The organism is Roseovarius sp. 217 (genome assembly GCF_000152845.1).
In the GTDB taxonomy this organism is placed as follows: Bacteria; Pseudomonadota; Alphaproteobacteria; order Rhodobacterales; family Rhodobacteraceae; genus Roseovarius.
Genome location: NZ_CH902584.1, coordinates 4001180 through 4022912, shown reverse-complemented (window position 1 = coordinate 4022912; position 21733 = coordinate 4001180). Strand labels below are relative to the sequence as shown.

At 62.7% G+C, this 21733-nt stretch carries 24 protein-coding genes; all 24 read right to left on the bottom strand.

Annotated features, from left to right (window positions below):
- Nucleotides 1-25: 25 nt before the first annotated feature.
- On the bottom strand, nucleotides 26-1012 hold the full coding sequence (cobS, locus tag ROS217_RS19340) for a cobaltochelatase subunit CobS (RefSeq protein ID WP_009819494.1): 987 nt from the start codon (nucleotides 1010-1012) through the stop codon (nucleotides 26-28).
- 127 nt (nucleotides 1013-1139) lie between these two features.
- Nucleotides 1140-1793: a Crp/Fnr family transcriptional regulator gene (locus ROS217_RS19335; protein ID WP_009819493.1), complete on the bottom strand. Its 654-nt coding sequence runs from the start codon at nucleotides 1791-1793 to the stop codon at nucleotides 1140-1142.
- On the bottom strand, nucleotides 1793-2665 hold the full coding sequence (gene mmsB / locus ROS217_RS19330; protein ID WP_009819492.1) for a 3-hydroxyisobutyrate dehydrogenase: 873 nt from the start codon (nucleotides 2663-2665) through the stop codon (nucleotides 1793-1795). The genes ROS217_RS19335 and mmsB overlap by 1 nt, the downstream gene beginning before the upstream one ends.
- Nucleotides 2662-3711, bottom strand: coding sequence for an enoyl-CoA hydratase/isomerase family protein (locus ROS217_RS19325; RefSeq protein ID WP_009819491.1), 1050 nt, complete (start codon nucleotides 3709-3711; stop codon nucleotides 2662-2664). Before ROS217_RS19325 ends, mmsB begins: the two co-directional genes overlap by 4 nt.
- Nucleotides 3708-4850: an acyl-CoA dehydrogenase family protein gene (locus tag ROS217_RS19320; protein WP_009819490.1), complete on the bottom strand. Its 1143-nt coding sequence runs from the start codon at nucleotides 4848-4850 to the stop codon at nucleotides 3708-3710. The genes ROS217_RS19325 and ROS217_RS19320 overlap by 4 nt, the downstream gene beginning before the upstream one ends.
- A 321-nt stretch (nucleotides 4851-5171) precedes the next feature.
- Complete coding sequence (locus ROS217_RS19315; RefSeq protein ID WP_009819489.1) at nucleotides 5172-6230, bottom strand: hypothetical protein; 1059 nt, start codon at nucleotides 6228-6230, stop codon at nucleotides 5172-5174.
- Nucleotides 6231-6566: 336 nt separating this feature from the next.
- Complete coding sequence (locus ROS217_RS19310) at nucleotides 6567-7676, bottom strand: ABC transporter ATP-binding protein (protein ID WP_009819488.1); 1110 nt, start codon at nucleotides 7674-7676, stop codon at nucleotides 6567-6569.
- Nucleotides 7673-7855, bottom strand: coding sequence for a hypothetical protein (locus tag ROS217_RS19305; protein ID WP_008280183.1), 183 nt, complete (start codon nucleotides 7853-7855; stop codon nucleotides 7673-7675). The genes ROS217_RS19310 and ROS217_RS19305 overlap by 4 nt, the downstream gene beginning before the upstream one ends.
- Nucleotides 7824-8027 carry a Com family DNA-binding transcriptional regulator gene (locus ROS217_RS25030; RefSeq protein WP_083781570.1) on the bottom strand — a complete coding sequence of 68 codons (204 nt, stop codon included), beginning with the start codon at nucleotides 8025-8027 and terminating at the stop codon, nucleotides 7824-7826. The genes ROS217_RS19305 and ROS217_RS25030 overlap by 32 nt, the downstream gene beginning before the upstream one ends.
- A gap of 571 nt (nucleotides 8028-8598) precedes the next feature.
- Nucleotides 8599-9042 carry a hypothetical protein gene (locus tag ROS217_RS19300; protein ID WP_009819486.1) on the bottom strand — a complete coding sequence of 148 codons (444 nt, stop codon included), beginning with the start codon at nucleotides 9040-9042 and terminating at the stop codon, nucleotides 8599-8601.
- A complete protein-coding gene (locus ROS217_RS19295; RefSeq protein ID WP_009819485.1) occupies nucleotides 9039-9461 on the bottom strand; it encodes a hypothetical protein in 423 nt (140 codons plus the stop codon). The genes ROS217_RS19300 and ROS217_RS19295 overlap by 4 nt, the downstream gene beginning before the upstream one ends.
- 1 nt (nucleotide 9462) lies before the next feature.
- A complete protein-coding gene (locus ROS217_RS19290; RefSeq protein ID WP_009819484.1) occupies nucleotides 9463-13335 on the bottom strand; it encodes a phage tail protein in 3873 nt (1290 codons plus the stop codon).
- The gene (locus tag ROS217_RS19285; protein ID WP_009819483.1) at nucleotides 13332-13733 is read right to left on the bottom strand and encodes a DUF6950 family protein; all 402 of its coding nucleotides are present in this window, start codon (nucleotides 13731-13733) and stop codon (nucleotides 13332-13334) included. Before ROS217_RS19285 ends, ROS217_RS19290 begins: the two co-directional genes overlap by 4 nt.
- Nucleotides 13730-14389: a hypothetical protein gene (locus ROS217_RS19280; RefSeq protein WP_009819482.1), complete on the bottom strand. Its 660-nt coding sequence runs from the start codon at nucleotides 14387-14389 to the stop codon at nucleotides 13730-13732. The genes ROS217_RS19285 and ROS217_RS19280 overlap by 4 nt, the downstream gene beginning before the upstream one ends.
- The gene (locus tag ROS217_RS19275) at nucleotides 14386-15057 is read right to left on the bottom strand and encodes a hypothetical protein (protein ID WP_254656459.1); all 672 of its coding nucleotides are present in this window, start codon (nucleotides 15055-15057) and stop codon (nucleotides 14386-14388) included. Before ROS217_RS19275 ends, ROS217_RS19280 begins: the two co-directional genes overlap by 4 nt.
- Nucleotides 15057-17672, bottom strand: a complete 2616-nt coding sequence (locus ROS217_RS19270) for a phage tail length tape measure family protein (RefSeq protein ID WP_009819480.1) — start codon at nucleotides 17670-17672, stop codon at nucleotides 15057-15059. The genes ROS217_RS19275 and ROS217_RS19270 overlap by 1 nt, the downstream gene beginning before the upstream one ends.
- 1 nt (nucleotide 17673) lies before the next feature.
- On the bottom strand, nucleotides 17674-17940 hold the full coding sequence (locus ROS217_RS19265) for a DUF1799 domain-containing protein (RefSeq protein ID WP_302621687.1): 267 nt from the start codon (nucleotides 17938-17940) through the stop codon (nucleotides 17674-17676).
- An 86-nt stretch (nucleotides 17941-18026) separates the two neighbouring features.
- Nucleotides 18027-18356 (bottom strand): hypothetical protein, encoded by a 330-nt coding sequence (locus tag ROS217_RS19260; protein ID WP_009819478.1) that lies wholly within the window; start codon nucleotides 18354-18356, stop codon nucleotides 18027-18029.
- A gap of 48 nt (nucleotides 18357-18404) precedes the next feature.
- The gene (locus tag ROS217_RS19255; protein WP_009819477.1) at nucleotides 18405-19340 is read right to left on the bottom strand and encodes a phage tail tube protein; all 936 of its coding nucleotides are present in this window, start codon (nucleotides 19338-19340) and stop codon (nucleotides 18405-18407) included.
- A complete protein-coding gene (locus ROS217_RS24920) occupies nucleotides 19337-19462 on the bottom strand; it encodes a hypothetical protein (RefSeq protein ID WP_009819476.1) in 126 nt (41 codons plus the stop codon). The genes ROS217_RS19255 and ROS217_RS24920 overlap by 4 nt, the downstream gene beginning before the upstream one ends.
- Nucleotides 19459-19890 carry a phage tail terminator protein gene (locus ROS217_RS19250; protein WP_009819475.1) on the bottom strand — a complete coding sequence of 144 codons (432 nt, stop codon included), beginning with the start codon at nucleotides 19888-19890 and terminating at the stop codon, nucleotides 19459-19461. Before ROS217_RS19250 ends, ROS217_RS24920 begins: the two co-directional genes overlap by 4 nt.
- Before the next feature lies 1 nt (nucleotide 19891).
- Nucleotides 19892-20317, bottom strand: a complete 426-nt coding sequence (locus ROS217_RS19245; RefSeq protein WP_009819474.1) for a gp436 family protein — start codon at nucleotides 20315-20317, stop codon at nucleotides 19892-19894.
- Nucleotides 20318-20401: 84 nt separating this feature from the next.
- Complete coding sequence (locus tag ROS217_RS19240; protein ID WP_009819473.1) at nucleotides 20402-20758, bottom strand: hypothetical protein; 357 nt, start codon at nucleotides 20756-20758, stop codon at nucleotides 20402-20404.
- On the bottom strand, nucleotides 20755-21714 hold the full coding sequence (locus ROS217_RS19235) for a hypothetical protein (protein WP_009819472.1): 960 nt from the start codon (nucleotides 21712-21714) through the stop codon (nucleotides 20755-20757). Before ROS217_RS19235 ends, ROS217_RS19240 begins: the two co-directional genes overlap by 4 nt.
- Nucleotides 21715-21733 lie beyond the last annotated feature (19 nt).

Sequence of the window (21733 nt, the reverse complement as noted above, 5' to 3'; positions counted from 1 at the left end):
CGGGGTATCCCTGACGCCCAGCGGGCTATCGCACTTTCACATTCGCAGCGCTTTCGGGCAGTTCTTCGTCAAAGCAGCGCTGATAGAATTCGGCGACGGTCTGACGCTCCAATTCATCGCATTTGTTGAGGAAGGTCAGCCGGAAGGCATAGCCCACATTGCGGAAGATGGTGGCGTTCTGCGCCCATGCGATCACGGTGCGGGGGCTCATCACGGTGGAGAGTTCGCCATTCATGAAGGCGGTGCGCGAGAGATCGGCAACCGTCACCATGCGGCTGATGGTCTTGCGCCCGTCTGCGGTGTTGTAGAGCGGGTTCTTGGCCAGCACGATGGCGGTTTCGGCGTCATGGCTGAGGTAGTTGAGCGTGGCCACAAGCGACCAGCGGTCCATCTGACCCTGGTTGATCTGCTGGGTTCCATGATAGAGCCCGGTGGTGTCGCCCAGACCCACGGTATTGGCCGTAGCGAAGAGGCGGAAATAGGGGTTGGGCGCGATCACCTCGTTCTGGTCCAGAAGCGTCAGCTTGCCATCCGCCTCGAGCACGCGCTGGATCACGAACATCACATCGGCGCGGCCTGCGTCATATTCGTCGAACACGATGGCGGTCGGGTTGCGCAGCGCCCAAGGCAGAATGCCCTCGTGGAATTCGGTCACCTGCACGCCGTCGCGCAGTTTGATCGCGTCCTTGCCGATGAGGTCGATCCGGCTGATGTGGCTGTCGAGGTTGACGCGCACGCAGGGCCAGTTGAGGCGGGCGGCGACCTGTTCGATATGGGTTGATTTGCCGGTGCCGTGATAGCCTTGGATCATCACGCGGCGGTTGTGGGAAAACCCGGCGAGGATCGCGAGTGTGGTGTCGGGATCGAATTTATAGGTCGAGTCGAATTCCGGCACGCGCTCGGTACGCTCGGCAAAACCTTTGACGATCATGTCCGTGTCGATGCCAAAGATCTCGCGGACAGAGATTTCTTCGGTCGGTTTTGCGTTGATGTCCATCGTTCCGTCAGCCATTGCGCCGGTCCTTCAATCGGGTCGTTTCTCAGGTATCGTCGTGCAACATATCGCAGCAGAGGGCAAGGGGAAGGGGCAAGATTGCGCTGGTCTTATGTGGGGGGCCGGATTGGCCTCATGGGTGCGCTTACTCGGTGCTTTCGGCAATCTCGGACAGGGTTTCGGCGTCGAGAATGCGGACCATGCCGCGCTCAATCGCCACGATACCGCGCCGGGCGAGCGCATCGAGGCGACGCGACACGACCTCGCGGGCGGAGCCGATCATCACCGCAATCTCGGCATGGGTGGCGCGCAGGGTATCGCCCGTCGCCCGGTCAAGCAGGCATTGCGCAAGGCGGGTTTCGATGCGCTGAAACGCCACGCGGTCGAGCAGGTGCATCATGGATTGCAGGCGTTGCGCGAAGGCCGCAAAGACGAAATGGCGAAAGCCATCGGAGAGGTCCATGAGGTGCAGAAAGGTGTCGCGGGGAACCAGCACCAGTTCGGAAGCGGTGCGGGTGATCGCCTCGCCGGAATAGGCGTCACCGCCCATCAGGCCAAGGGTGGATTGCACGCAGCTTTGCCCCGGCTCGACGGCGTAGAGCAGGAGTTCACGGCCCGACGCGCCGGTGAGATAAACCTCGACCCGGCCCGAGAGCATGATGACAAAGCCCTTGACGGTGTCGCCGGGGTGAAAGAGCACGGTGCCCGCCGGGGCGGTCATCGGCGTCATGCGGTCAAGGAGGGCGATGGCCTCGGGGTCGAGCGGCGGCAGGCCGGGGGCGCGCGCCACCCACGCCATCAGCCGCGCCCGCGCGTCTCGAACCGGGGCAGCATGGCCGAGAAATCGCGGCCCTTGCCATCCTCGTTTTCCACGAATTGCGCGTAGAGATCACAGGCGGCGCGACCCATTGGGGTGTCGGCATCCGCCGCCTCGGCGGCCTGTTGCGAGAGGCGCAGGTCCTTGAGCATGAGGTCGGCGGCAAAGCCCGGTTTGTAATCGTTGTCGGCGGGGGATTTGGGGCCCACGCCGGGCGCCGGGCAATAGGCGTTCATCGACCAGCTATAGCCCGAAGAGGTCGAGACCACGTCGAACATCGCCTGCCGGTCGAGGCCCAGTTTGTCGGCGAGCGCAAAGGCCTCGCAGGTGGCGATCATGGTGACGCCGAGGATCATGTTGTTGCAGATCTTGGCCGCCTGCCCATTGCCGGAAGGGCCGCAATGCACCGCTTTTTGCCCCATGATATCAAAGAGGTCTCGGGCGATGTTAAAGCCAGCCTCATCGCCACCCACCATGAAGGTGAGCGTGCCTGCGGTGGCCCCGCCGACGCCGCCCGACACCGGCGCATCAAGGGCCGAGAGGCCCGCCGTCTGCGCCTGAGCCGCGACATCGCGGGCGCTGGCGACATCGACGGTGGAGCAGTCAAGCAGAACCGCGCCCTTGTCCATGACCGGGATCACCTCGGCTGCGACCTTGCGCAGGATGGACCCGTTGGGCAGCATGGTAATGACAACTGCCGCGCCCCGGGCGGCGTCAACGGCGCTGGCGGCCATCGTTACGCCGTCGATGCTGACCTCGGCCATGTCGTAGCCGGTGACATCATGCCCCGCCTTGGCCAGATTGGCCGCCATCGGCGCACCCATATTGCCCAGCCCGATAAACCCGATTTTCATGTATTTGCCTCCTCCAGCGTCAGGGCGTTCTTGCCCAAGGGTTGCAGCATCTGCGCGACGGCTACGTCCGGCAGGCTGTCAAGCCCATGTTTCCAAGTTGGTTTTCTGTCCTTGTCGATGATCGCGGCGCGAATGCCCTCAAGGAAATCGCCCTGTTCCATCGCACGATAGGTGAAACGGTATTCAAGGCCAAGGGCGCGCCCGATATCGGCGGCGGGGCCGCGCAGGCGGTGAATCATCTCGACCGCGCAGGCCATCGAGAGGGGGGAATTGCGGCTCAGGGTTTTGAGCGTGTCGCGGGCAAAATCGCTGTCCTCGGCGCGCAAGGCGTTGGCGATGTCGCGCAGGGTCTCGCCGCTGAAATGGCGGTCGATTTGGGGGGTGAGGGCACGCAGGGGGCCGGGCGGCGGTGCCTCGGCATGGGCGGCGATAACGGCCGGGTCTCCGGTCTCGATCAGGGCGGCGGTGAGGGTGGGCCACATGAGCTGTGGCACGTAACTATCTGCGAATCCGGCATGAATTGCGTCATCCGGTCCCATGCGCGTGCCGGTGGTGCCGAGGTATTCGCCCAAGCGCCCCGGCGCGCGGGCAAGGATCAGCGAGCCGCCCACATCCGGCACAAGGCCGATGCCGCATTCCGGCATGGCGATTTGCGTGCTCTCGCAGGTGACGCGGTGCGACCCGTGACAGGAAATGCCCACGCCGCCGCCCATGACAAAGCCCTGCATCAGGGCGATATAGGGCTTGGGATAGCCCGCGATCTTGGCATTCAGGCGGTATTCATCGGCCCAGAAGCGGCGGCCAAAGGCGAAATCGCCCGCGCGGCCGGTGTCGTAGAGTTGCTGGATGTCGCCGCCTGCGCAAAAGGCCTTATCCCCTGTCGCGTCGATCAGGATGAGGGCCACTTCGTCATCCGTGCGCCAGTCGTCCAGCGCCGCCTCGATCGCCGTGGCCATGTCGTAGCTGAGCGCATTCAGCGCCTTGGGGCGGGTGAGGGTGATACGCCCGGCGCGCCCCTCTTTGCGGATCGAGATGTCTGTGGTCATTGGCCCGCCAGCATTTGCCGCGCCACGATGAGGCGCATGATCTCGTTTGTGCCCTCCAGGATTTCATGCACGCGCAGGTCGCGGACCAGTTTTTCGATGCCGTAATCGGCGAGATAGCCGTAGCCGCCATGCAGTTGCAGGCATTGGTTGACGACGCGGCTGCCGGTTTCGGTCACGAATTTCTTGGCCATGGCGCAGAATTTGGTGGCATCGGGGGCGTCATTGTCGAGCTTCCACGCCGCTTGGCGGAGGAAGGTGCGGGCGGCTTGGAGGTCTATTTCCATGTCGGCGAGTCGGAATTGGAGGGCTTGAAACTGGTCAATCGGCTTTCCAAAGGCCTTGCGCTCGGCCATATAGCGCAGAGTTTGGGTCAGTCCCTGCTGAGCCGCACCAAGCGAGCAAGCGCTGATGTTGAGGCGCCCGCCATCAAGGCCGGACATCGCATAAGTGAAACCTTTCCCCTCTTCTCCCACCATATTTTCGGAAGAAATATTGCAATTGTCAAACTGCACCTGCCGGGTTGGTTGGCTGCGCCAGCCCATTTTATCCTCGAGCCCGCCATAGCTGAGGCCCGCTGTGCCAGCCTCGACATAGACGGTTGAGATGCCCTTGGGGCCGTCGCTGCCGGTGCGGACCATGACGACATAAGCGTCAGAATAGCCCCCGCCCGAGATGAAGGCCTTGGTGCCGTTGAGCGTGTAGCCCTCATTGGTGCGGTCGGCGCGGGTCTTGAGGGCTGCGGCGTCAGAGCCGGAACCGGGCTCGGTCAGGCAGTAGGACAGGACGGTTTCCATGGTCAGCGCGCGGGGCAGCACCCGCGACTTCATCTCATCTGAGCCGAATTTGTCGATCATCTTGGCGCACATGTTGTGGATCGACAGGAACGCCGCGACCGAGGGGCAGGCCATCGAGAGCGCCTCAAACACCAGCGTCGCATCGAGGCGTGAGAGGCCCGAGCCACCCGCATCCTCGCTCACATAGAGCCCGCCAAAGCCAAGCGCCGCGATTTCCGGCCACAGGTCCTTGGGGATGGTGCCGGCCCTCTCCCATTCGCGGGCATGGGGCGCGATGCGGTCCTGTCCAAAGGCATGGGCCATGTCGAAAATGGCAGTCTGTTCCTCGGTAAGGGCGAAATCCATCGGCGGCTCCTCTGCGCTGAAATGAACGGCTGTTTAATTAACAACTATTTCAGAACTATTGCAAAGGGGGGATGGGGAAAAGGGGGTTTGTTGTAGCGTGTGTAGCGTGACAACTTAGTTTGCAGTGAATTACAGTGAAGTTTACAGCAACGCGATTTTGAAACGATGAGGGGCAGGCGAGGCAAAAAAATGATGTTTCCGTCATGCTGCCAACCCAAACTGCATCGGCGTGAAAAGCTTCTGTTGGCTTCCGCCGCAAAGAACGGTTAGGGCAGGCGTGCCCTGAGCGCCGCTAAAGAATCGCTACCAGCGGGAGTAAAGCTAAACGTCGCCCATAATGCGAAGCGCTAGCGTTTCGATTTCTGTGACGGCGGCACCGTTTGGCTTCGACTCGTGACCGTGCGCAATATCATTGCGCACTTCAATTAGTGTTCTGAATATTTCGAAGTCGGCGTCTGTCATGTGGTTCCACCTGTGGGTCACGCACCATAAGAATCGGGCGCGAAGGCCCGCAAACACTTTTCCATTTCCCCGCTGAAGCTCGCGGAGTAGCCAACCCAAACTCTCTGTTAATTTAGGACGATTCGACGTCAGAAGTACAACCGCCGCCAAATCACAGGGATTAGAAATACATTCAAATGTAGAGTTTATCATGCGTTCTAAGGATAGAAAGAAAAACAGAAATCTCTTTAGCGGATCTGTCTCATTGGCCGCAAGATAGTGAAAATCGGCTACTTTGTTCGTAAATTGGTTTGCCCTGTCGAGGGCTATACCAGTTTGTTCATTTAGCTGTTCAGCGCTAATACGTTGGGAAGAATAGCTACCGCCTGAAAATTCGAAACGAAGATCATAGATCGTTGTTCCGTCTCTAGTTGTCCCCACGAACGCAGACTGACGAGGAATGAAGCGCACCAACTGCTGTTCATTTGAGAAAGTAATTGCAAGCGCTGTCAACAGGGGCGGGATTACCGCATCAACTTGGCTCTTAAGCTCATCTTTGGCTTCTCGGAAGCTGTCGTAGGTCGCGATAGACGTTTCGTGCCTCTTAACGTGAGTCCCTGAACTGCTATGTTCGCCCGTTGGCCCGAACGCGACTAGCATGAATGGGGGGGCGGACAACTTGTCTTTCTTCCATTGCTCTTCATCATCAACGAAGTCATCCCCAACCAGAGAATTACAGATTTCATTTAGACTGTCTCCAAACCCCAGCTTAAACGGAATGTTGAAAATACGTTCTTCGATTGGCAGGTGGCATGGCGCATTCAGAGTGAAACCCTGAATCTCAAATACTTCGATGCGTGTGAAAATGCCTCTCACGGTCTCATCTTTACCGAGCGATTTGAACCCCGCCAGCTCCAGGCCGTGTTTGGTTATGCCCATGTTGTTGGTTCTTTCGATGCGACTGAGTGGGTTTATCTGTATTTGGCACAGGGTAGGCAGTCGGGCAAGCCGCACGAATTAGCGTCCATTCTATCCAGTCAGAAATGGCGCGGGTGTTGTGGTAAGCGTCACCTATCGGTCACTATTCTTTATAGCAGTTTTAGGTCGATACTCGTGAATCGTTTGACCTCTGCCCAATTGAGTGCTTCGTGCGCACTACCGACCATGGTCCGGCGTGCCGCGAAAACCCATAGCGGATCAAAGCTGACTGACTTCCGACAGCATGCCGGTGCCGGTCTTTAAAACGCCCCTTTAACAACCCCCTAAACCCCCCTTTCACTCCACATAGCGAAACCCCTGCACGGCGCGGAAATGCCCGCCGTAGCCGGTCCCGGCGGGCTTGAGGCCTCTGCGCGCCCGGGAGGCGGCGAGGGTCTTCATGCTGCGCTCTTTGGATTCGGCGTAGAGGATGGCCGAGACCTGCGCCCAGAGGGGATCGCGGCGCAGGGCTGCGGCGAGGCCCGGGTGCGAGGTGTGAAAGAGCATCGGCATCGGTTTGTCATAGCGGTTCACCCCACGCCGCCAGAGGGCGCAGACCTCGTTGAGAAACCGCAGGCCCAGCCCCGCGCCCTGCCACTCGGGCATGACCACAAGGCGGCAGGCGCGGCCCTCGACCAGCCCCGGCCGGGTCGAGACGGCGAGATGCGCCACGGGCGCGCCGTCGACGAAACCCACGTAGTAATTGGCCGCGATCATGCGCGGCAGCTTCAGGTAGTGATGCGGCTCAAAGGCGGGCCAGAAGGAGCCGTCTGTCTGGTGAATGTCCATGGCAATGCGCGGTGCCCGTCGAAGACGCCTCCAGCGGAACTCGGCCCGGCGGGTGTCGATCACCCAATCGGGCTGCAACCAGGACACCACGTCCTCGTGACAGGTGACGGCGACGAACTGGCCTGCGCCGCGCCGCCACGCCTTGGCAAAGGCGGCAGCACCTATTTGGGCCACGCGCCGGTCGATGGTCGAGGTGAACTCGTCGAGAATGGCAAAGCTCGGCCGCTCGGCCAGAATGCGCGCCAGCTCGGCGCGGAACTGCTCGCCGGTCGAGAGATGGCGAAAGGGGCGCAGCCAGCTGGGCACCGTGCCAAGGCCCACGGCCGAGAGAGCCGCCGCCACCGCGTCGAATTCCCCCTCGGGATCAATCGCGTCGATCAGCGCGCCCTCGGGCCACGGGTGCGGGTCAAGCCCAGCGCCAAAGGCCGCGCGGGCGAGCGAGGATTTGCCGCTGCCCGAGGGGCCGACGATGAGGCCGATCTGCCACGGCCGGGTCAAGAGGTCGGCCTCGACCTCGATGCGGAAATCCGCGTCGCCCTCGACGTTGAAGAGGCTGGAGACCCGCGCCGCGCGGTAGGTGTCCGGGATGGGGCTCGCGTGGTGAATGGCGAGCTTCATGTCACCACCACGCGGCACTTGAAGCCCTGACGGCGCAGGCGGCCAAAGGCGTCGACTTGGGCGGCCTCGTCCTCAAGTAGGACGATCACGCCATATTGCCGCCGGTAGCGGGTGCCCTTGGGGAGGCCCGGCGCACCGGGCGGCAGCTCAGGTTTCGGGAGGGTGGACGATCTGGCCAAGTTTGGCTCCTTCTCTTAGCGCATCGCGCTTTGGGGGAAGGGCTCTTGGCCTCGGTGTGTTCATGGCCCGGCATCTTGGGCACTTGATCGAGATGCCGGATATCCGCGCGCCTCTCGAAAACTTGAATAACAAACGGCCACATGCGCAGCAACGAGCATCTCGATCTTCCACTTAGAATCACCTCATAAGATAACCGCCCCCTTGGGGCAGGGAGCGGCCATGAGGTCTGTCTGGTCGGCGGGGTCCCGTTTGGTGACTGGCCCCGTGCCCTAGGGCGCGTGTCAGAAGCGCGCGCCCTAGGGTCTCTTAAGCGCCACACGGGACCCTGCGGCCGGTGTGGTTCGCCAGTTTCGCGCGGGGCAATTCGCCGTTCCAGATGAAGGATTTCCGAGGGTCCCACGGTCCCCTGCGCTGTTCGACCCCTTTGACGCTGCCAATCTCTGAGCGGGCCGCCGGAGACACGCCTATCTCGCCGGGATGTGAACGGGAGTGAGGCCTTATGCAGCCCCGCAGATCTCGACCCTGCCCAGAGAATCGCTCATTGGTGCCGCGGCTCTCCTCCGAGCTTGGGGCGACGTTGTGTTGTGTTGGTCGGCGGGGCCGTGCGTTTTGCATCCCCGTGCCTCGGGACGCGCTCTCCCTGCGTCCCGAGGCCTCCATTAAGGCAGACCTGTCAGGGCCACCACGTCGCGGCGGAATAATCCGCCGGGATCGGGTCCATGGCCAGCAGCGCAGTCAGGACTTAGCTGTCGAACCCGGCCATTTCAGTCTCGAACTGCCCAAGCACATCGTCAGCATCCGTTACAGATTGCGACAGACTAATGGCCTGGATCGTTTCGATCCGCACCTTTTCCAGCTGAGCGCCAATGCCTCTCCACTGGGCCGCCAGATTCAGAAACACTTGGGCAACCTCATAAGGGCTTGAGCTCGTAGATCCGACTTCTCCGGCAATAAATGGATAGTCTTGTTCCCAGCCTGCCACCGTGTTTGGTTCGGGTGTTGCCGCAACATAAGCCAAAGCCTCGGCTTCCTTGGCCATGTAGATCATGGATTGACCCGCAATCGGAGTGATGAACTTGGACCTGATCTGATCCATTCTCTTGTTGACGGTATCCTTGGCTTTAGCCTTGCAAACGTTCAGTTCGCGCGCTTTGCTCACTTCGGAGCGGGACAATATGCGTGTCATTCAATTATTACCTCCGCAAATGTTGGAACATGGGGAAATGGTGCTTCGACCTCGACCCGGTATGTTCCGGGGTCAATAAATTCAAATGCCTCCTCGTGATCATCTGTTTCGGCAATGATTGTTGCCATGACTTCTTGACCAGTTTGATCAAATACATTGATCGCCGTTCCTTCGGAGCAAGGCGGAACAATTATCTTGCCATCGCTTGAATAAGGTTGGGGCGACTTTGGTCTTGAAACAAGGATGCCTTCGACAAGCATCATGTTACTCAGCTCATACAGAGTCACCGGAACGGGTGTTTGAATCTCGCCGTCGCTTGGTTGATCGACCACAACCCTCATAAATCCCTCGGGCTGACCGCTGGTAGAAACTGCTTCCTGGACAATGCCCTGTTCGTTCAATTTCACAAAATATCCCATGTTACCTCCTTACTGCCCTTAGACTAATAGTTGCGTTTCTCAGGCAGTTTTGGGTTGTTGACAAACCTCCTGTCGGAAAATCATAGACCGTCAAAAGACGAAGCTGGACGCTGTCCGCATTGTAAATGCGATTGGTTACAAAGTGTCTTTGAGTGTAAGTTGCGCCAATACCGCCGATAGCATAACCACTATTGTAAAGGTTCGCCCAAGCGCTCCAAGAGCCCGCAAAGTTGATCCGTTCTTGTAACAGGAATGCGGTGTTCACAACTCGGCCATCAAAAGCCGATGTTCCCGCCGGCCTATGTTCAAAGAAGGTACCAATTGTATACATTGACTCTGGTGTGGCGTCTCCAGACGAAAGTGTGGTCAGGCAGTGAACTGAGTTATGTGCAACGTGCTGAGCGGCAGTGCTAAGTGCAGTTCCCCCATCAGAAACAGAACCTTCGACAAGCGAAGATCGAACGATCAGACTGTTGAACTCGGCACCACCGTTTTTGTTGATCTGCCATCCAATAGAACCGGCAGAAAAATCATCAGATTGAAGAGCATCACCAAACAGAGCCAGACCAGCGGCCGCGAAACTTCCAGTGTTGATATGATTGGATTGAATCTCACCATCAACAATCAGCTTTCCAGTATTCATCCGGCGAGCCATGACGCCGCCGATATAGCAGTTGGTGGTGCCGTTATTGCCCTTGATCAGGCGAATCCGAGCGAATTTGTAACCAGCCGGAACATTGATAGCGCCCTCAATCTTCGTGATGGAGGTAGAGGAGACGGCACCAATATTCGCGAAGATGTAATCGGTCCCGTTCACGCCGGAAAATGTCGGGTTCCTGGACAACTGCAGGTCCGCATAAACGTTGCCTGCTCCGGCGACGATCCGTGCAAAATAACGGAAGTAGAGCTGTTCTCCTTCACCGTTCAACTCAATGGTAAAGAGGCCATTGGATACGGTGTAAGACGCGCCGTCTCCCTGCAAGCGCACGAGGTTGGTGGATCCCCAGCTAGAGATGGCAGAAGTCGTGATCCAGTCGACGCCAGTGGGGTTGGTCCATGCGGAATGATCATCAAAGTTGGCGTCGACGTTCAAGTTATCAAAGGACCCGATAGCCATATTCCGCGCGCGGACGGCGTTCACCGCCAACTGATCCGCGCCAATGGCGCCTGCCGCGATGGAAGCGGCCGTAAATTGCCCCACCACATCGGTGCTGGCGACCGAGGCGACATAAGCCGTGCCATTCCAGCGATAGATTTTGCCGCCAAACGCGACCAGCTCAGTCGATTTGACCGTGGGCAGAGACCCCACAACCGTGATCGGCTCCAGACCCGCCGCAAAGCTCGTCGCGTCAATCAGCCCTTGAAGTGCCTCCTGATTGATCACGTCGCCCGCCGCGCGCGCGGTGGCCGTCACCCTCGCAGACCAGCCTGATTTGTTGCCCGAGGTGTCGACCGCGCGCACCCAATAGTTCAGGGTCTGGCCTGCTGTCAGGTTCTGGCTGATAAATTGCGGCGTGGTGGTGATATAGGTCGGCACAGTGCTGACGCCCGGAGCCGTGGCCGACACCCGCTCGACGATCTCATAGCGCGACAGATCGCTTTCGGTGTTGGCGGTCCACTTGACCCAGATGCCCTCGAACATCCCCTCGGCGGTGATGCCGCTCGGAACGGCGGGCGGTATCGTATCGACCGCCGCCGTGATGCCAACCGCCGCCGACCAAGCCGACTTGGTGCCAATCGCCGACACCGCACGCACGCGCATCGAAAACACCGCTCCCGGCACGCCATCGCGAGACCACGCAGGCCCTCCGGCCGGAAAGATAGTCTCGGTCCCGCCCGTGGTGACCCCCACCTCGTAGCTGACCGCATTCGCTACAGCACCCCAGACTGCGGAGACCCGCGAGAGGGCGTCGGCGACCAGCACCGTTGCCAGCGCCAGTCCGGTTGGCACAGTGACGGCGGTGAGCACAGGATCAAGATCGGCACCGGTCAGACGCACGTCGTCGGTTGTGACCCATATCCACCCGCTCCAAATCCCTTGGCGATTGTCGGAGAGGGCCTTGGCGCGGACGCGCAGGTCGGTGAGGGCGGGCACGGGCTGGATGGTCGAGAGACCGCGCTCGACATCGAGGACGGTACCGCTCCAGACCTCTTCCTCGGTATCGCGCTTTTGGCATTCGATGGCGATGCCTTTGATGGTCTCGGCAATACCCGAGGCGTCCCAAACAACGTCTACGGCCGCATGGGCGCGAGTGCCTTCGGCGTTCGTGACGATGCGCGCGGCGGCATCAAAGAAGGGCAGGCCCGCGTCGGTGGGCACGGGGCGGGGCAGGACCGAGCTGCGGTCGGGGATCTCATACGCCCCGTCGGTCTCGAAATCCTCCGGGTCGCGTTCGCGCAGCGAGGCAACGACGGTCAGGCGGTGCAGATCGAGCACGATCTCGGTGACTTCAAAGAGCTTGTCCGCGTAGTCGTTCCACGCGCTCGTCACCGAGACGGTATTGAGCGGGCGCAGCCCGGCGTAATCGGGGGGCAGCGGCCAGGCGTGACGCCGCCAGCGGCGATGATCGTTGAGCATGGCTTGCGCCAGTTGCCCGGCCTGTCCCGGGTTGTAAACGGCCGGAAGATCGAGCTCGAAGTTCCGCGCGATGCCGTCCTCGGCCTCCCAGTCGGCATTGCGGATCTGATTGAGGGGCACGCCGTTCCAGAGCGCGCCGGGCGAGACGTATTTGGCGGTGACGCGGTTGAAGATCTCGAGCAGTTCGGGGAAAGGGTCCTTGGTCGCGGCATCCGTCACCAGAAGATCGTCATCGGTGATGCTGGCCACAGGGATATCGGGGGCGTCGGCCTGAATGTAGAAGAAGCCCCCGAACTCCGCGATCTGGCCATTGCAGGCGGCGAGCAGCTCGTCGATCACCTCGCCGGGCGTGTCCTCGGCGAATTTGATCTCATAGCCCGCCTCGTACTTCCGGCGGTCGCCTAGGTCGACGTCGCAGGCGTTCATGGCAGGTACCCAGTTCCAGCCGGGCAAGTCCTCGGCCTCGGCCTCGCCGCCCCAGACCGATCCGTCATAAAGGTCAATGCCGCGCAGGATGTTGTAGATTTGGACCACCGGGTTGCGCGTGGGCTCCCAGGTGGTGGGATCATTCCAGCGATGCGGCCCCGTGCCCCCGGCCGTGCCGTCGCGGCGCAGGTCGTAATAGGGCACGCCGTTTTCTTCGTAGCGTTGCTCCGGTGCGCCATTTGGCCAGACCTTTGAACTCACCTCCATCGTGAGAATGGCGTAAGGAATACCCCGCCCGATATGGGCCTCCGTCCAGGGCGTCTCGGGGTCCTCGGCATAGTTCGCAACCAGCATCGGATCGGCGGCGGTTTGAGTGCCGTCATAGACTTTGATCCAGGCATAGTCTCGGCCGAGGTCGCGCTTGGCGATGAGCGGGAAGCCGTAGTCGGGATGCGCCTCCTCAGCCAGCTCGGAATAGACGCCGTCCACCATCACGCGGCTGAAGGCAGCACCGGGCAGACCGCCCAGCTCGATCACGGTCTGGTAATACTTGTTATTGGAGCCATGGCTGTTGTGGTAGATTAGATGTCCCTTGGTGGCGTAGAGGCCGACAATGGTCGTCTCGCTCTCCAGCTCGCCGCGCGTGGTGGCGGTCACTTGCAACCCGAAGGCCGTGTTGCGCCCGCGCCGGGCGCGGCGCTGTTGCAGGATCGATAGGCCGACACCGGCAAAGAGGCGCAGGGCAAAGAGGGCAACAGCTTTGACTGTAATCCCGGCAAAGACGGCCGCTACTGCGGCAGCCACTGGCCCGGCCGAGGCCGGGGCGGCGGAGGCCAGTAGGAATGCCGTGACCCATGCGAGCAGTCTCATGGCCGGTAAATCCTGATGGCGCGATCAAGCGGCACCGCGCCCAAGCCCCGCATGGGGCGCAGCACATGGATATGCCCACCGCCGACGATGCCCATGGCCTCCTCATCTGCCTCGATCAGGACGGCGACGTCGCCGGTCTGCGCCTGCATCCAGCCCGCGTTCTTGACGAGGATCGAGGTCAGAACCTCGGCGGGAGAGGCAAAGCCGTCAGCGGCCAATAGGTCGCGGCCCTCTTCAAGGCTGCGGTATTTTCCACGCCAGCTGGCCGCCGGATCGACGCCGGTCAGCTCTGCAATCCAGTCGGCTGCGAACAGCGCACAGTCGAGCAGGCCCGGTCGGAACGTCGCCGTGCGCCGCGCGTCAAGGAACTGCCGCAGGAGAAGCGCCCGGTCGGTCATTTCCGGTTATCCCCGTCCACGTTCAAGGGCGGCGGAGGCGGCGGGATTTCTGTCACGACCGTCTCTTGGCCCCATGGGATCGGGCGGTCGGCAATGCTGGCGGCGTGTTCGCGGAAGCGGTCGGACGGGTCGCGCAGCCGCTGTGCGGCATCGGATTTGAAGAGCGGCTGGCGGAAGGTGAGCGGGCGCGTGGCCGAGGAAATCACCAGCTCTGTGCGCGATTGATCGCCGAGCTTGGCCAAGGTCTCGGGTGCCGTCTCGAGCCGCCCCTTGATCACGCGATGTGGGGTCCCGAGCGGCGCGCCGGTGTAGATATCGAGGGGCTGCGACCAGACGCGCACCCGGGCTTGCGCCGCCTGATAAACCTGCAGCGCCAGCTTTGCGGCATCGGTCATGGGCGGCAGGATCACGCGGTGGCGACGCACCTCAAGGCCGATGCCCGCGCGGATCGGCGGCACCTCGATCACATTGCCCGCGCCGAGGAAAAGATGGGTTTCGCCGTCGACGGTGAAGGTCTGGTGATCGTCTCCGGTCCAGAGCCCCAAGGGGACGATCTCGCCGGTGATCCGGTCGCGCGGCTCGATGAGTACGAGGATATGGACATCGGTGCCGCTGCGCTCGGCAAACTGATCCGTCTGGGCAAGGTCAAAGCTCATACGCCGCCCCCCAGCGTCTGTTGCCAGGTGAAGCTGCCGCCTTGGGTGAGGCTCGAGCGGCCCGGTCCCGGTTTGAAGGAGAGCAGCTTGGCCCGCAGCTGGGGCCGGTCAAGGATAACAGAGGCCCCCACGACCACGCCGGGCCGCAGAAAGGGCGTGACCTCGAACGGGGCCGTGGCCCCGGTACCATCCGCCGAGACCGTGGCATTCATGATCCGGTGGATGGCAAAGCGCACGGGGCTCGCCAGATATTGAAAGCCGATCTTCTGGCCCCGGCGCAGGGTAAAGTTGGGCGGCAGACCCTGAAGGCTCAGTTCGCGGTTGCCGGGGGTCAGGCTTTGGATCGTAACCGACTGCGCGGACCAGTTGATGCCCGCCGGATAGGCAGGGTCTTGCGGTGCGGGCTGGCGGCGGTCGTAGACCATGAAGGACGCGCCCGGCTCGAGCAGGCTTTCGATCAACGTATCCTGCGCGGCAATCGCCTCAGGCTCTGATTTACCCAACACCACTTCGCCTTGCCAAAGCCGCGTGCCGCGCCGATGCACGATGACCTCGCCCCCGGCGGTGACCGAATTGGTGCTCTCGCCGCTGAGGAAAAACGTGGCCTCCTCGATGCCCAGAAGGCCGAAAAAGCCCGAGACCGGAAGGGGCCAATCCTGTACCGCCATCATCCTCTCCCCAATGGATCGCGCCGGATCGCCTCGACCCGGCCCGGCAGTTGTTGCGCCGAGAAATCGTCAACCACCTCGATGGCCACGTCGCGCGCGCGCTCTTCGGCCACGACGCGGAAAAGCTCGGACGGCTCGATGCGCAGGCGCGTGACGCCATTGTTCTGCGCGCCGGAGTTGCCCGCCGCCCCGGCGGCACTCCCAGCCTGCGCGGACAGGGGCAGGCCGCCCCCGGCAAAGCCCGGAATGATCGCGCCTGCGTTCATGGCCTCGAGCACCGCGCGGTTGCGCGCCGTGGCCTCGGCCGTCATGATGAATTCCCCCGCGCTGACAAAGGCGGGGATCTTGTCGCCCCGGCCTGTACCTGCGCCCAGAAGGATCCCGGGCCGGGTCACAAGAGGATCGCCGCCGGTGGCAAAACCGGGCAGGGCGGCGGCGGGCAGGCCGCCATGTCCAAAGGAGAGCAGCGAGCCGCCGGAAAAGAGATCGAAGAGGTCACCAAGCCCGCCGCCACCGCCGAAAATTCCGCTTAGAAGACCGCTGCCGCCAAAGAGCCCGCCCAAGGGACCTGACCCGAGGATCAGCGCTTCCTTGGTCGCGCGGATGATCATGTCGCCGATCCCCTCCCAGACGTCCCGGACGCTTTCGGCCTCAAGCAGCACGTCATCGACGGCGCGGCTGAATTCCTCCTTGCGCTCCATGGCGACGCGCTCGGCTTCATGCGCCTCGACCAGCTTCTCGAGTTCTTCGCGCTGCTTTGGCGTCGCGGCGGTCAGGCGTTCGCGCAGGCGGATCAATTCACGCTGCACCGGGTCGCTCTCGCGCAGGGCCTCGATCTCGCGCCGCTTGCTCTCGATCAGCCGGTCGAGCGCCTGCTGTTCGCGCAGGGTCTCGTTGGTCGATCCGCCCCGCGCGCCGCCGGTGGAGCGCACGGGCCGGGCGAGTTCATTGAGACGCGCGGTTTCCCGGGCCAGTTCGACCACGGCGTCCCGTCGCGCGTTGAGGGCGTCGACCGTTGCCAGATCACCGCTGGCCTCGCCCCTAATGACGGCGGTTTCCCGATCGAACCGCGCCCCTGCCAAGGCCCCGGCGCGGCCTACTGGATCATCGCGGAACTCTGCCCGGATGCGGGCGTTCTCAAGTCCCACTTCGCCTTGGGACTGCAGGTCAGCTATCGCGTCGACCGCGCCGCGCACTTCGGCCGCAAGGCGTGAGGCCTCGTCGGCGGCCGCGCGGATGCCGCCGGAAATGTCGCTCGTGGCGATCTCGAATGCGGCTTGTGCCGCCTCGCGCAGGGCCGCTTTCGTCGTCTCGCTGGCATTGGAGGCCTTGATCTCCTCGAGCTTGGTGTCGCGTGCAAACTGCGCGCGCAAACGTGTCGCTTCGGCACTGTCGGCACCATGGCGCGCGATGGCCTCGGCGATTGCGTTTTGCTCAGTCATGGTCGAGAGCAAGGCCTGTGCGGCGGCCTCGGCCTTCAATTGCTCGCCGGTGGCCTTGGTCACCAGATCAAGAAAGGTCAGCAACTCTTCGGTCTGGCGGTTCTGGTCCGGGTCTTCGGATTGCAGTTGGGCGACTTCTGCCAGCCGGATGCGCATCTGATCCAGCGTCAGAAGCCGGGCTTCCTCCGTCTCGGAGATATCCCCCACAGCTTTTGCGGCGGCGGTGTAGCTTAGAATGAGGGCCTCAATTGCAGCTTGCTGCTGTTCAATTGTCCCGCCTGCGGCGTCCTGCAGCGCGATCAGGTCCTCCGCGACGGCCTCCGCAAGCCTGCGTTGCTCGTCAAATACGCCACGGTTTCTGATGATCCCGCCAAAATCGAACTCGTCTTCTATGGCGCGACGGTTAAATCCGACGCCACGCGCGGGGTTTATGCCTGTCTCGTCGACAAAGGAGCCGATGCTCGATGCCGCCTCACGCTGGGCCGAGCGTTTTTCGGCCTCGACGATCCGGTCGAGGATGTTTTGCGCGCGCTCGACGAAGCCTTCGCCGAACCGTTCGGCCAATTCGAGCCGTGTGGCGGAGGCCTCGGCAATCTTGTCGCGCAGGCTGTCGATGCGGGTCTCTAACGCCTCGACGGTATCGGCAAAGCTCTCGCCCTCGTCAGAGGCGGAGGTGAACCAGTTGACCACGGCCGCCGTGGCCGCCAGCGCACCGATGGTGATCAGATTGATCGGGCTCAGCATCGACAGGAAAGCGCCGCGCAAGGCGCGGAACGCCCCCGCAGCCCCGAGCGGCCCGATTACCTGAGTGATTTGCGTGCCCTGCTGAATGGCGAGCTGAAACGGGTTTTGCCCGGCGGCCAGCATGACGATCACATCATTGCCCTGCGAGACGAGATTGCCCATCGACCCGGCGGCGAGGCTGGTTGCGCCGGACAATTTCTGAGTTGCAGCGGCGTTAACATTCGCGGCGGCGCTGGCCGTCGACAGGCCCGTCGCCGAGGTTCGCGCTGCGGTCCCGAGTTGCCCCACGCCGCGCGCGGCCGCAGCACCTTGGGTGCCCACGCCGCGAATGTCCCGGGCAGTCCCTTTGGCGGCGGTGCCGGTGGCCTGCAGTTCCGCCTTCGCCTGATCGGCGTCCATCAGGATTTCGCCCTGGACACGCAATGTCATCTCAGTTCTCCCGCATCGCGGCCACGGCCGCGCCTTCGATCACCTGCACCTCGGCCCAAAGCTCGGGCGTGATCCGAACGCCGCTCATGCGCAGGCCCGCCCGCGCCGCCGTGTAATCGAGACCCACCACGCGGAACCCTGCCAGCCCGGCCGAGACGGTGCGCCATTGATTGCAGACCGCGAGGAAGGCGCGCACGGCAGGGACATTCTGCGGCCAAACACCAGAGCCGGGGCCGGACGGATCACGACTGAGCTGGCCCGGGTCGATCCCCCAGAAGGCCGCCTCGTCGTCATGGTCGCTGCCCTGGTCATCGCCGATCAGGTCGCCGCGTGCCCATGCCCGCCCGACCCATTTCAGTTTTTTACCCGTTTCCCCATGAGGGCCGCGTAATAGGCGTTGATCATCGCCACGCGGACATAGGCCAGACCGATCAGCCGGTCGCGCAGGCTGTGGCTGTAGGGCAGCGTCTTGCCCTTCTCGTCTTCGACGTCGTCAAAACCCACCACGGCCGCCGCTAGAAATTCCCGCTCACCGCGTGTGGTGCGCATGTCGAAAGCCTCGATTTCATCGTCGGGCAGCACGCGGAACGTGACTTGCAGGTCCTGCAAGTCATGGCCCCCGTCGGTGGGCACCTTGATCTCGACGCGGTGGGTAAAGGTCGGGGTCGGGTCGATCTTGAACATGGGGTAAACTCTCTTTCAAAGTGGCGTTGAAGGGCGCGTTAAAGCCCCTCAGGTGAGCGTCATCGTCCACTGGTCGGCAGCGGTAGCGGTGGTGGGCAGCGGCACAAGGCGCAGCGGCCACTCCTTGCGACCCTGACCGTCCTCAAGCCCTTCAGGACGCTGCATCTGCGCATTCGGGGCGGCGATATTGACGATGTTGCCTGCCGTCTTGCCGTGCTCGATCTCGACCGGCACCTTGGCTTGGGTGGCGGCCATGGTGAACGGGTTGAACGTGGCCAGCGCCACGGCACGCACCCGCGCCTCGACGGTGTTCTCATGCCCGTCGAGTAGCACTTCCTCCTCACCGATCAGGAATTGCGCCTCGACGCGATTGGCGAGGGTGAGCTTGAAGCTCCGCATCACAAGCGCTGTCTCATCAATCGTGAAGGTGGGCGTGTTGGCATCCGAGGCCGCGAGCGGATCGGGAATGCCGGTGAAATCCGCCGTGGGTACCGCCACGTCGGCCGGGGCCACGTAGAGGGCGGTGAACTCGAACTCGATATAGGGAATGCCCGAGGCCGAGACGTCAAATGCGGCGGTCCCGCGCACCCCCACCATGGCATAAAGCGTGCCGCCGATATTGAGGTGCAGCGTGACGCTCTCAAGGTTCGAGTAAACCCGATTGTAGACCACAGAGGTCGCCGCCGTCACGGTCTCGGCACAGCCACAGGCCCGCAGGAGGCGGCCCCAGCGGGGCGCGGTTCCGGCGGTGCCGGAGCCTGCCAGTTCGACCTTGAACGAGATGGTGCGGTGCAGATCGACCGGGATCGTGCCGGTGGGCCCGCCGTGCGGCGTGTCGAGATTGCGGTCGAGATCCTGACCCTGCATCGGCGACAGGCGCACGTCGGTCGCGAGGATTGCGTCGCCGCCAGTAGGGGTGGCGTCCGTTCCATAGGTGGTTTCCAGCTTCGCGAGCAGGACTTTGCGTCTCCAGAGCAGGCTCATTTGTTGGCATCCTTCTTGTCAGATTTGGGCGCTGGCGTGGGCTTGGGGCTGGCCCCGGCAGGTTTCAGCGCGCCCTTGTCGTCGCGGGTGTAGGATCCGCCGGAGGTGGGAAGATTGGTCATGAGATGATCCTCAGTTGATCGTCGATGGAGAAATCGAGCTGATAGGCGAGGCGACCGGCTCCGCTCTCGATGAGCTGGCCGCGCTCAAAACGGTGCACGCCGACCTCATCACCGGGTGCCCAGCCCGCCAAGGCGCGGATCACGCGCATCAGGAACTGGTCGATCTTGTCCAGGGCGGCGGCCCCCGTGCGGTCAAAGGACTGCACGAAGATCACCACGCTCGTGCGATAGGTCAGCATCTGGCTGTAGACGCCCGACGCGGCATCGGCGCGCCCGCCCTGCATGCCGGAGGGAAAGACATAGGCCGCGACCGATTGCGCGGGCAGCTTCTTGGAGCGGATCAGATCGACAAAGGCGCGCCCGCCGTCGACACGACCGGCAAGCTCGGGCACCTCAGCCTCGATCCGGGTGATGACGTCGCCGATCATTTCAGAACCCTTTCAGGCGGTCGCGGCTGAAGGTGCCCTCCGGCGCGCTGATCTGCGGAAGCTGGGGGTTGCCCCGCACAGTGTCCCCGGGCGTCTCGTCGCCGAGCGAGGCCTCGCCCTTGCGCACCTGCCGCAGAAAACTGACGGCGTCCTCATAGCCTTCCTTGGCCCCGTCAAAGGCAGCGGCCCGCGCGCCGAGAAGCCGATACCAGGCAATCGCGGCGGCGTGCATGGTGAGCGCACGCGGTGGGTTGGACGCATCGTAAAGCCCCGCGACATAGCTCTCGGCGACGGAGACGGCATCGTCGACGGCCACCTGCAGTGCCACCGTGTCGATCACCCCAGGCATTGTGTCACGCGCCGTGACTTCGGCGAGAAACCCCTCGCCGTAGCGGTCGATCATGTCGCTGGGCAAAAGATAGGGCATGTCCGCCTCCGGGTCCGGTGTTTGGGTGCCGGTCTCTCCCAGCTGTCACGCCTGATCCTAGGCGGCGTCCCCTCGGGGGTATTCTCAGGAGGCCGCGTTGGCGGCGGCCTGCATCTCAGCCCAGACGGTATCCCGCGCGGCTGCGGTGATCTGGTCTGCGATGCCGGGGGCTGCGTCCTGCAGCGCCTTGACCTTAGGCTTGCCGCTCTTGTCAAAGGCGTCGCCGGGCAGGTCGTTGATGGCATTGATCAAGGCCACGCGCAGTGCGTCGTCAATCTCGAGTGGGGCCACGGTTCCCGCCTCGTCTCCGGCCTCTTCGATTGCGCCCAGGGCGAGGAGGCGCGCAACCTGCGCCTCGCTGCCGATATCCTTGGCGTTGACCTGGTCGCCGATCTCCAGCCGTTTGGCCGCGATCACAGTGCGTTTGATGCGATAGCTCATGCTGCGTCCTCGATCAGATAGCCGGTGGCGGGGGCGGCGATGACTTCGCGGAGTTGCTCGCCCACGCGCAGCGTGGTGGCCCCTTTGAGGCCGACCTTGGGGTCGAAGAAGCGCCCCGAGACGCGGCCATCGAACTGTGCGGTCCAGCCCCATGCGGGGGCGGTGCCGTCGGGGCCTGCCTGCATGTTGCGATGAATGAGGGCGATATTGCCGCCCCAGACCTTCTCGAAGGCCGCCGTCTGACCCTTGCGGGCGGCGTTGATATAGCTGTCGCCCACGAGGATTTCCGACAGCTCGAAGAGCTCGGCCACCGCCTCGCGGCTGGCGCGACCCTTGTCGCCCGAGGTCCGGTTGATGGCCTTCAGGATATCGGGATGGGTCGAGAGCGCCGTCCAGGCCTTGCGCCCCATCGCGGCCACATTGGGACGCATGATGAAGGTGGCGTCGAGGGCGGCAGAGATCACACCGATGGGGTCAGATGTGGGATCGGTGAACTGGCCCGCGCCCGACAGCACCACCCGCTTGTCGGCGTCATAGTTGGCGGCGTCCTGCACCATGGCGGCCACGCGCTTTTCGCGGTCGAGCTGGATCAGATGGGTGAGGCCCTCGACGGCGCGTGCCTCGGGATCGAAGGCCGAGTTGCCAGCGGCGCGGAGTGCCCGGGCGGCATCGATGTCACGCTGCGGCACCACGTCGTCGAGACCGTAGTCCTTGACCGAAGAGGTGCGCTCTTCGCCGGTAAACTCGACCTGCTGGACCAGACCTTTGCGGCCCACTTCCGTGTCGGGCACGGTGAACATCTGTTCGGGCGGATAATAGGTCCATTTGAAATCCATCCCCATGACCGGCACGCGGGGCATCACCTGGTCGGCAATGAAGAAGATATCGGGGTTGCGGTAGTTGACGGCGATGGCGGTCAGGACCGGATCGACGACGAAGGGGGTGGGGGTGCTCATGGATCAGCGCTCCTAAAGA

Excerpts from the sequence above, each read along its gene's own strand:
- cobS (WP_009819494.1), bottom strand. The coding sequence starts at position 1,012 with ATGGCTGACGGAACGATGGACATCAACGCAAAACCGACCGAAGAAATC.
- ROS217_RS19335 (WP_009819493.1), bottom strand. The coding sequence starts at position 1,793 with ATGGCGTGGGTGGCGCGCGCCCCCGGCCTGCCGCCGCTCGACCCCGAG.
- mmsB (WP_009819492.1), bottom strand. The coding sequence starts at position 2,665 with ATGAAAATCGGGTTTATCGGGCTGGGCAATATGGGTGCGCCGATGGCG.
- ROS217_RS19325 (WP_009819491.1), bottom strand. The coding sequence starts at position 3,711 with ATGACCACAGACATCTCGATCCGCAAAGAGGGGCGCGCCGGGCGTATC.
- ROS217_RS19320 (WP_009819490.1), bottom strand. The coding sequence starts at position 4,850 with ATGGATTTCGCCCTTACCGAGGAACAGACTGCCATTTTCGACATGGCC.
- ROS217_RS19315 (WP_009819489.1), bottom strand. The coding sequence starts at position 6,230 with ATGGGCATAACCAAACACGGCCTGGAGCTGGCGGGGTTCAAATCGCTC.
- ROS217_RS19310 (WP_009819488.1), bottom strand. The coding sequence starts at position 7,676 with ATGAAGCTCGCCATTCACCACGCGAGCCCCATCCCGGACACCTACCGC.
- ROS217_RS19300 (WP_009819486.1), bottom strand. The coding sequence starts at position 9,042 with ATGACACGCATATTGTCCCGCTCCGAAGTGAGCAAAGCGCGCGAACTG.
- ROS217_RS19295 (WP_009819485.1), bottom strand. The coding sequence starts at position 9,461 with ATGGGATATTTTGTGAAATTGAACGAACAGGGCATTGTCCAGGAAGCA.
- ROS217_RS19290 (WP_009819484.1), bottom strand. The coding sequence starts at position 13,335 with ATGAGACTGCTCGCATGGGTCACGGCATTCCTACTGGCCTCCGCCGCC.
- ROS217_RS19285 (WP_009819483.1), bottom strand. The coding sequence starts at position 13,733 with ATGACCGACCGGGCGCTTCTCCTGCGGCAGTTCCTTGACGCGCGGCGC.
- ROS217_RS19280 (WP_009819482.1), bottom strand. The coding sequence starts at position 14,389 with ATGAGCTTTGACCTTGCCCAGACGGATCAGTTTGCCGAGCGCAGCGGC.
- ROS217_RS19275 (WP_254656459.1), bottom strand. The coding sequence starts at position 15,057 with ATGGCGGTACAGGATTGGCCCCTTCCGGTCTCGGGCTTTTTCGGCCTT.
- ROS217_RS19270 (WP_009819480.1), bottom strand. The coding sequence starts at position 17,672 with ATGACATTGCGTGTCCAGGGCGAAATCCTGATGGACGCCGATCAGGCG.
- ROS217_RS19260 (WP_009819478.1), bottom strand. The coding sequence starts at position 18,356 with ATGTTCAAGATCGACCCGACCCCGACCTTTACCCACCGCGTCGAGATC.
- ROS217_RS19255 (WP_009819477.1), bottom strand. The coding sequence starts at position 19,340 with ATGAGCCTGCTCTGGAGACGCAAAGTCCTGCTCGCGAAGCTGGAAACC.
- ROS217_RS24920 (WP_009819476.1), bottom strand. The coding sequence starts at position 19,462 with ATGACCAATCTTCCCACCTCCGGCGGATCCTACACCCGCGACGACAAG.
- ROS217_RS19250 (WP_009819475.1), bottom strand. The coding sequence starts at position 19,890 with ATGATCGGCGACGTCATCACCCGGATCGAGGCTGAGGTGCCCGAGCTT.
- ROS217_RS19245 (WP_009819474.1), bottom strand. The coding sequence starts at position 20,317 with ATGCCCTATCTTTTGCCCAGCGACATGATCGACCGCTACGGCGAGGGG.
- ROS217_RS19240 (WP_009819473.1), bottom strand. The coding sequence starts at position 20,758 with ATGAGCTATCGCATCAAACGCACTGTGATCGCGGCCAAACGGCTGGAG.
- ROS217_RS19235 (WP_009819472.1), bottom strand. The coding sequence starts at position 21,714 with ATGAGCACCCCCACCCCCTTCGTCGTCGATCCGGTCCTGACCGCCATC.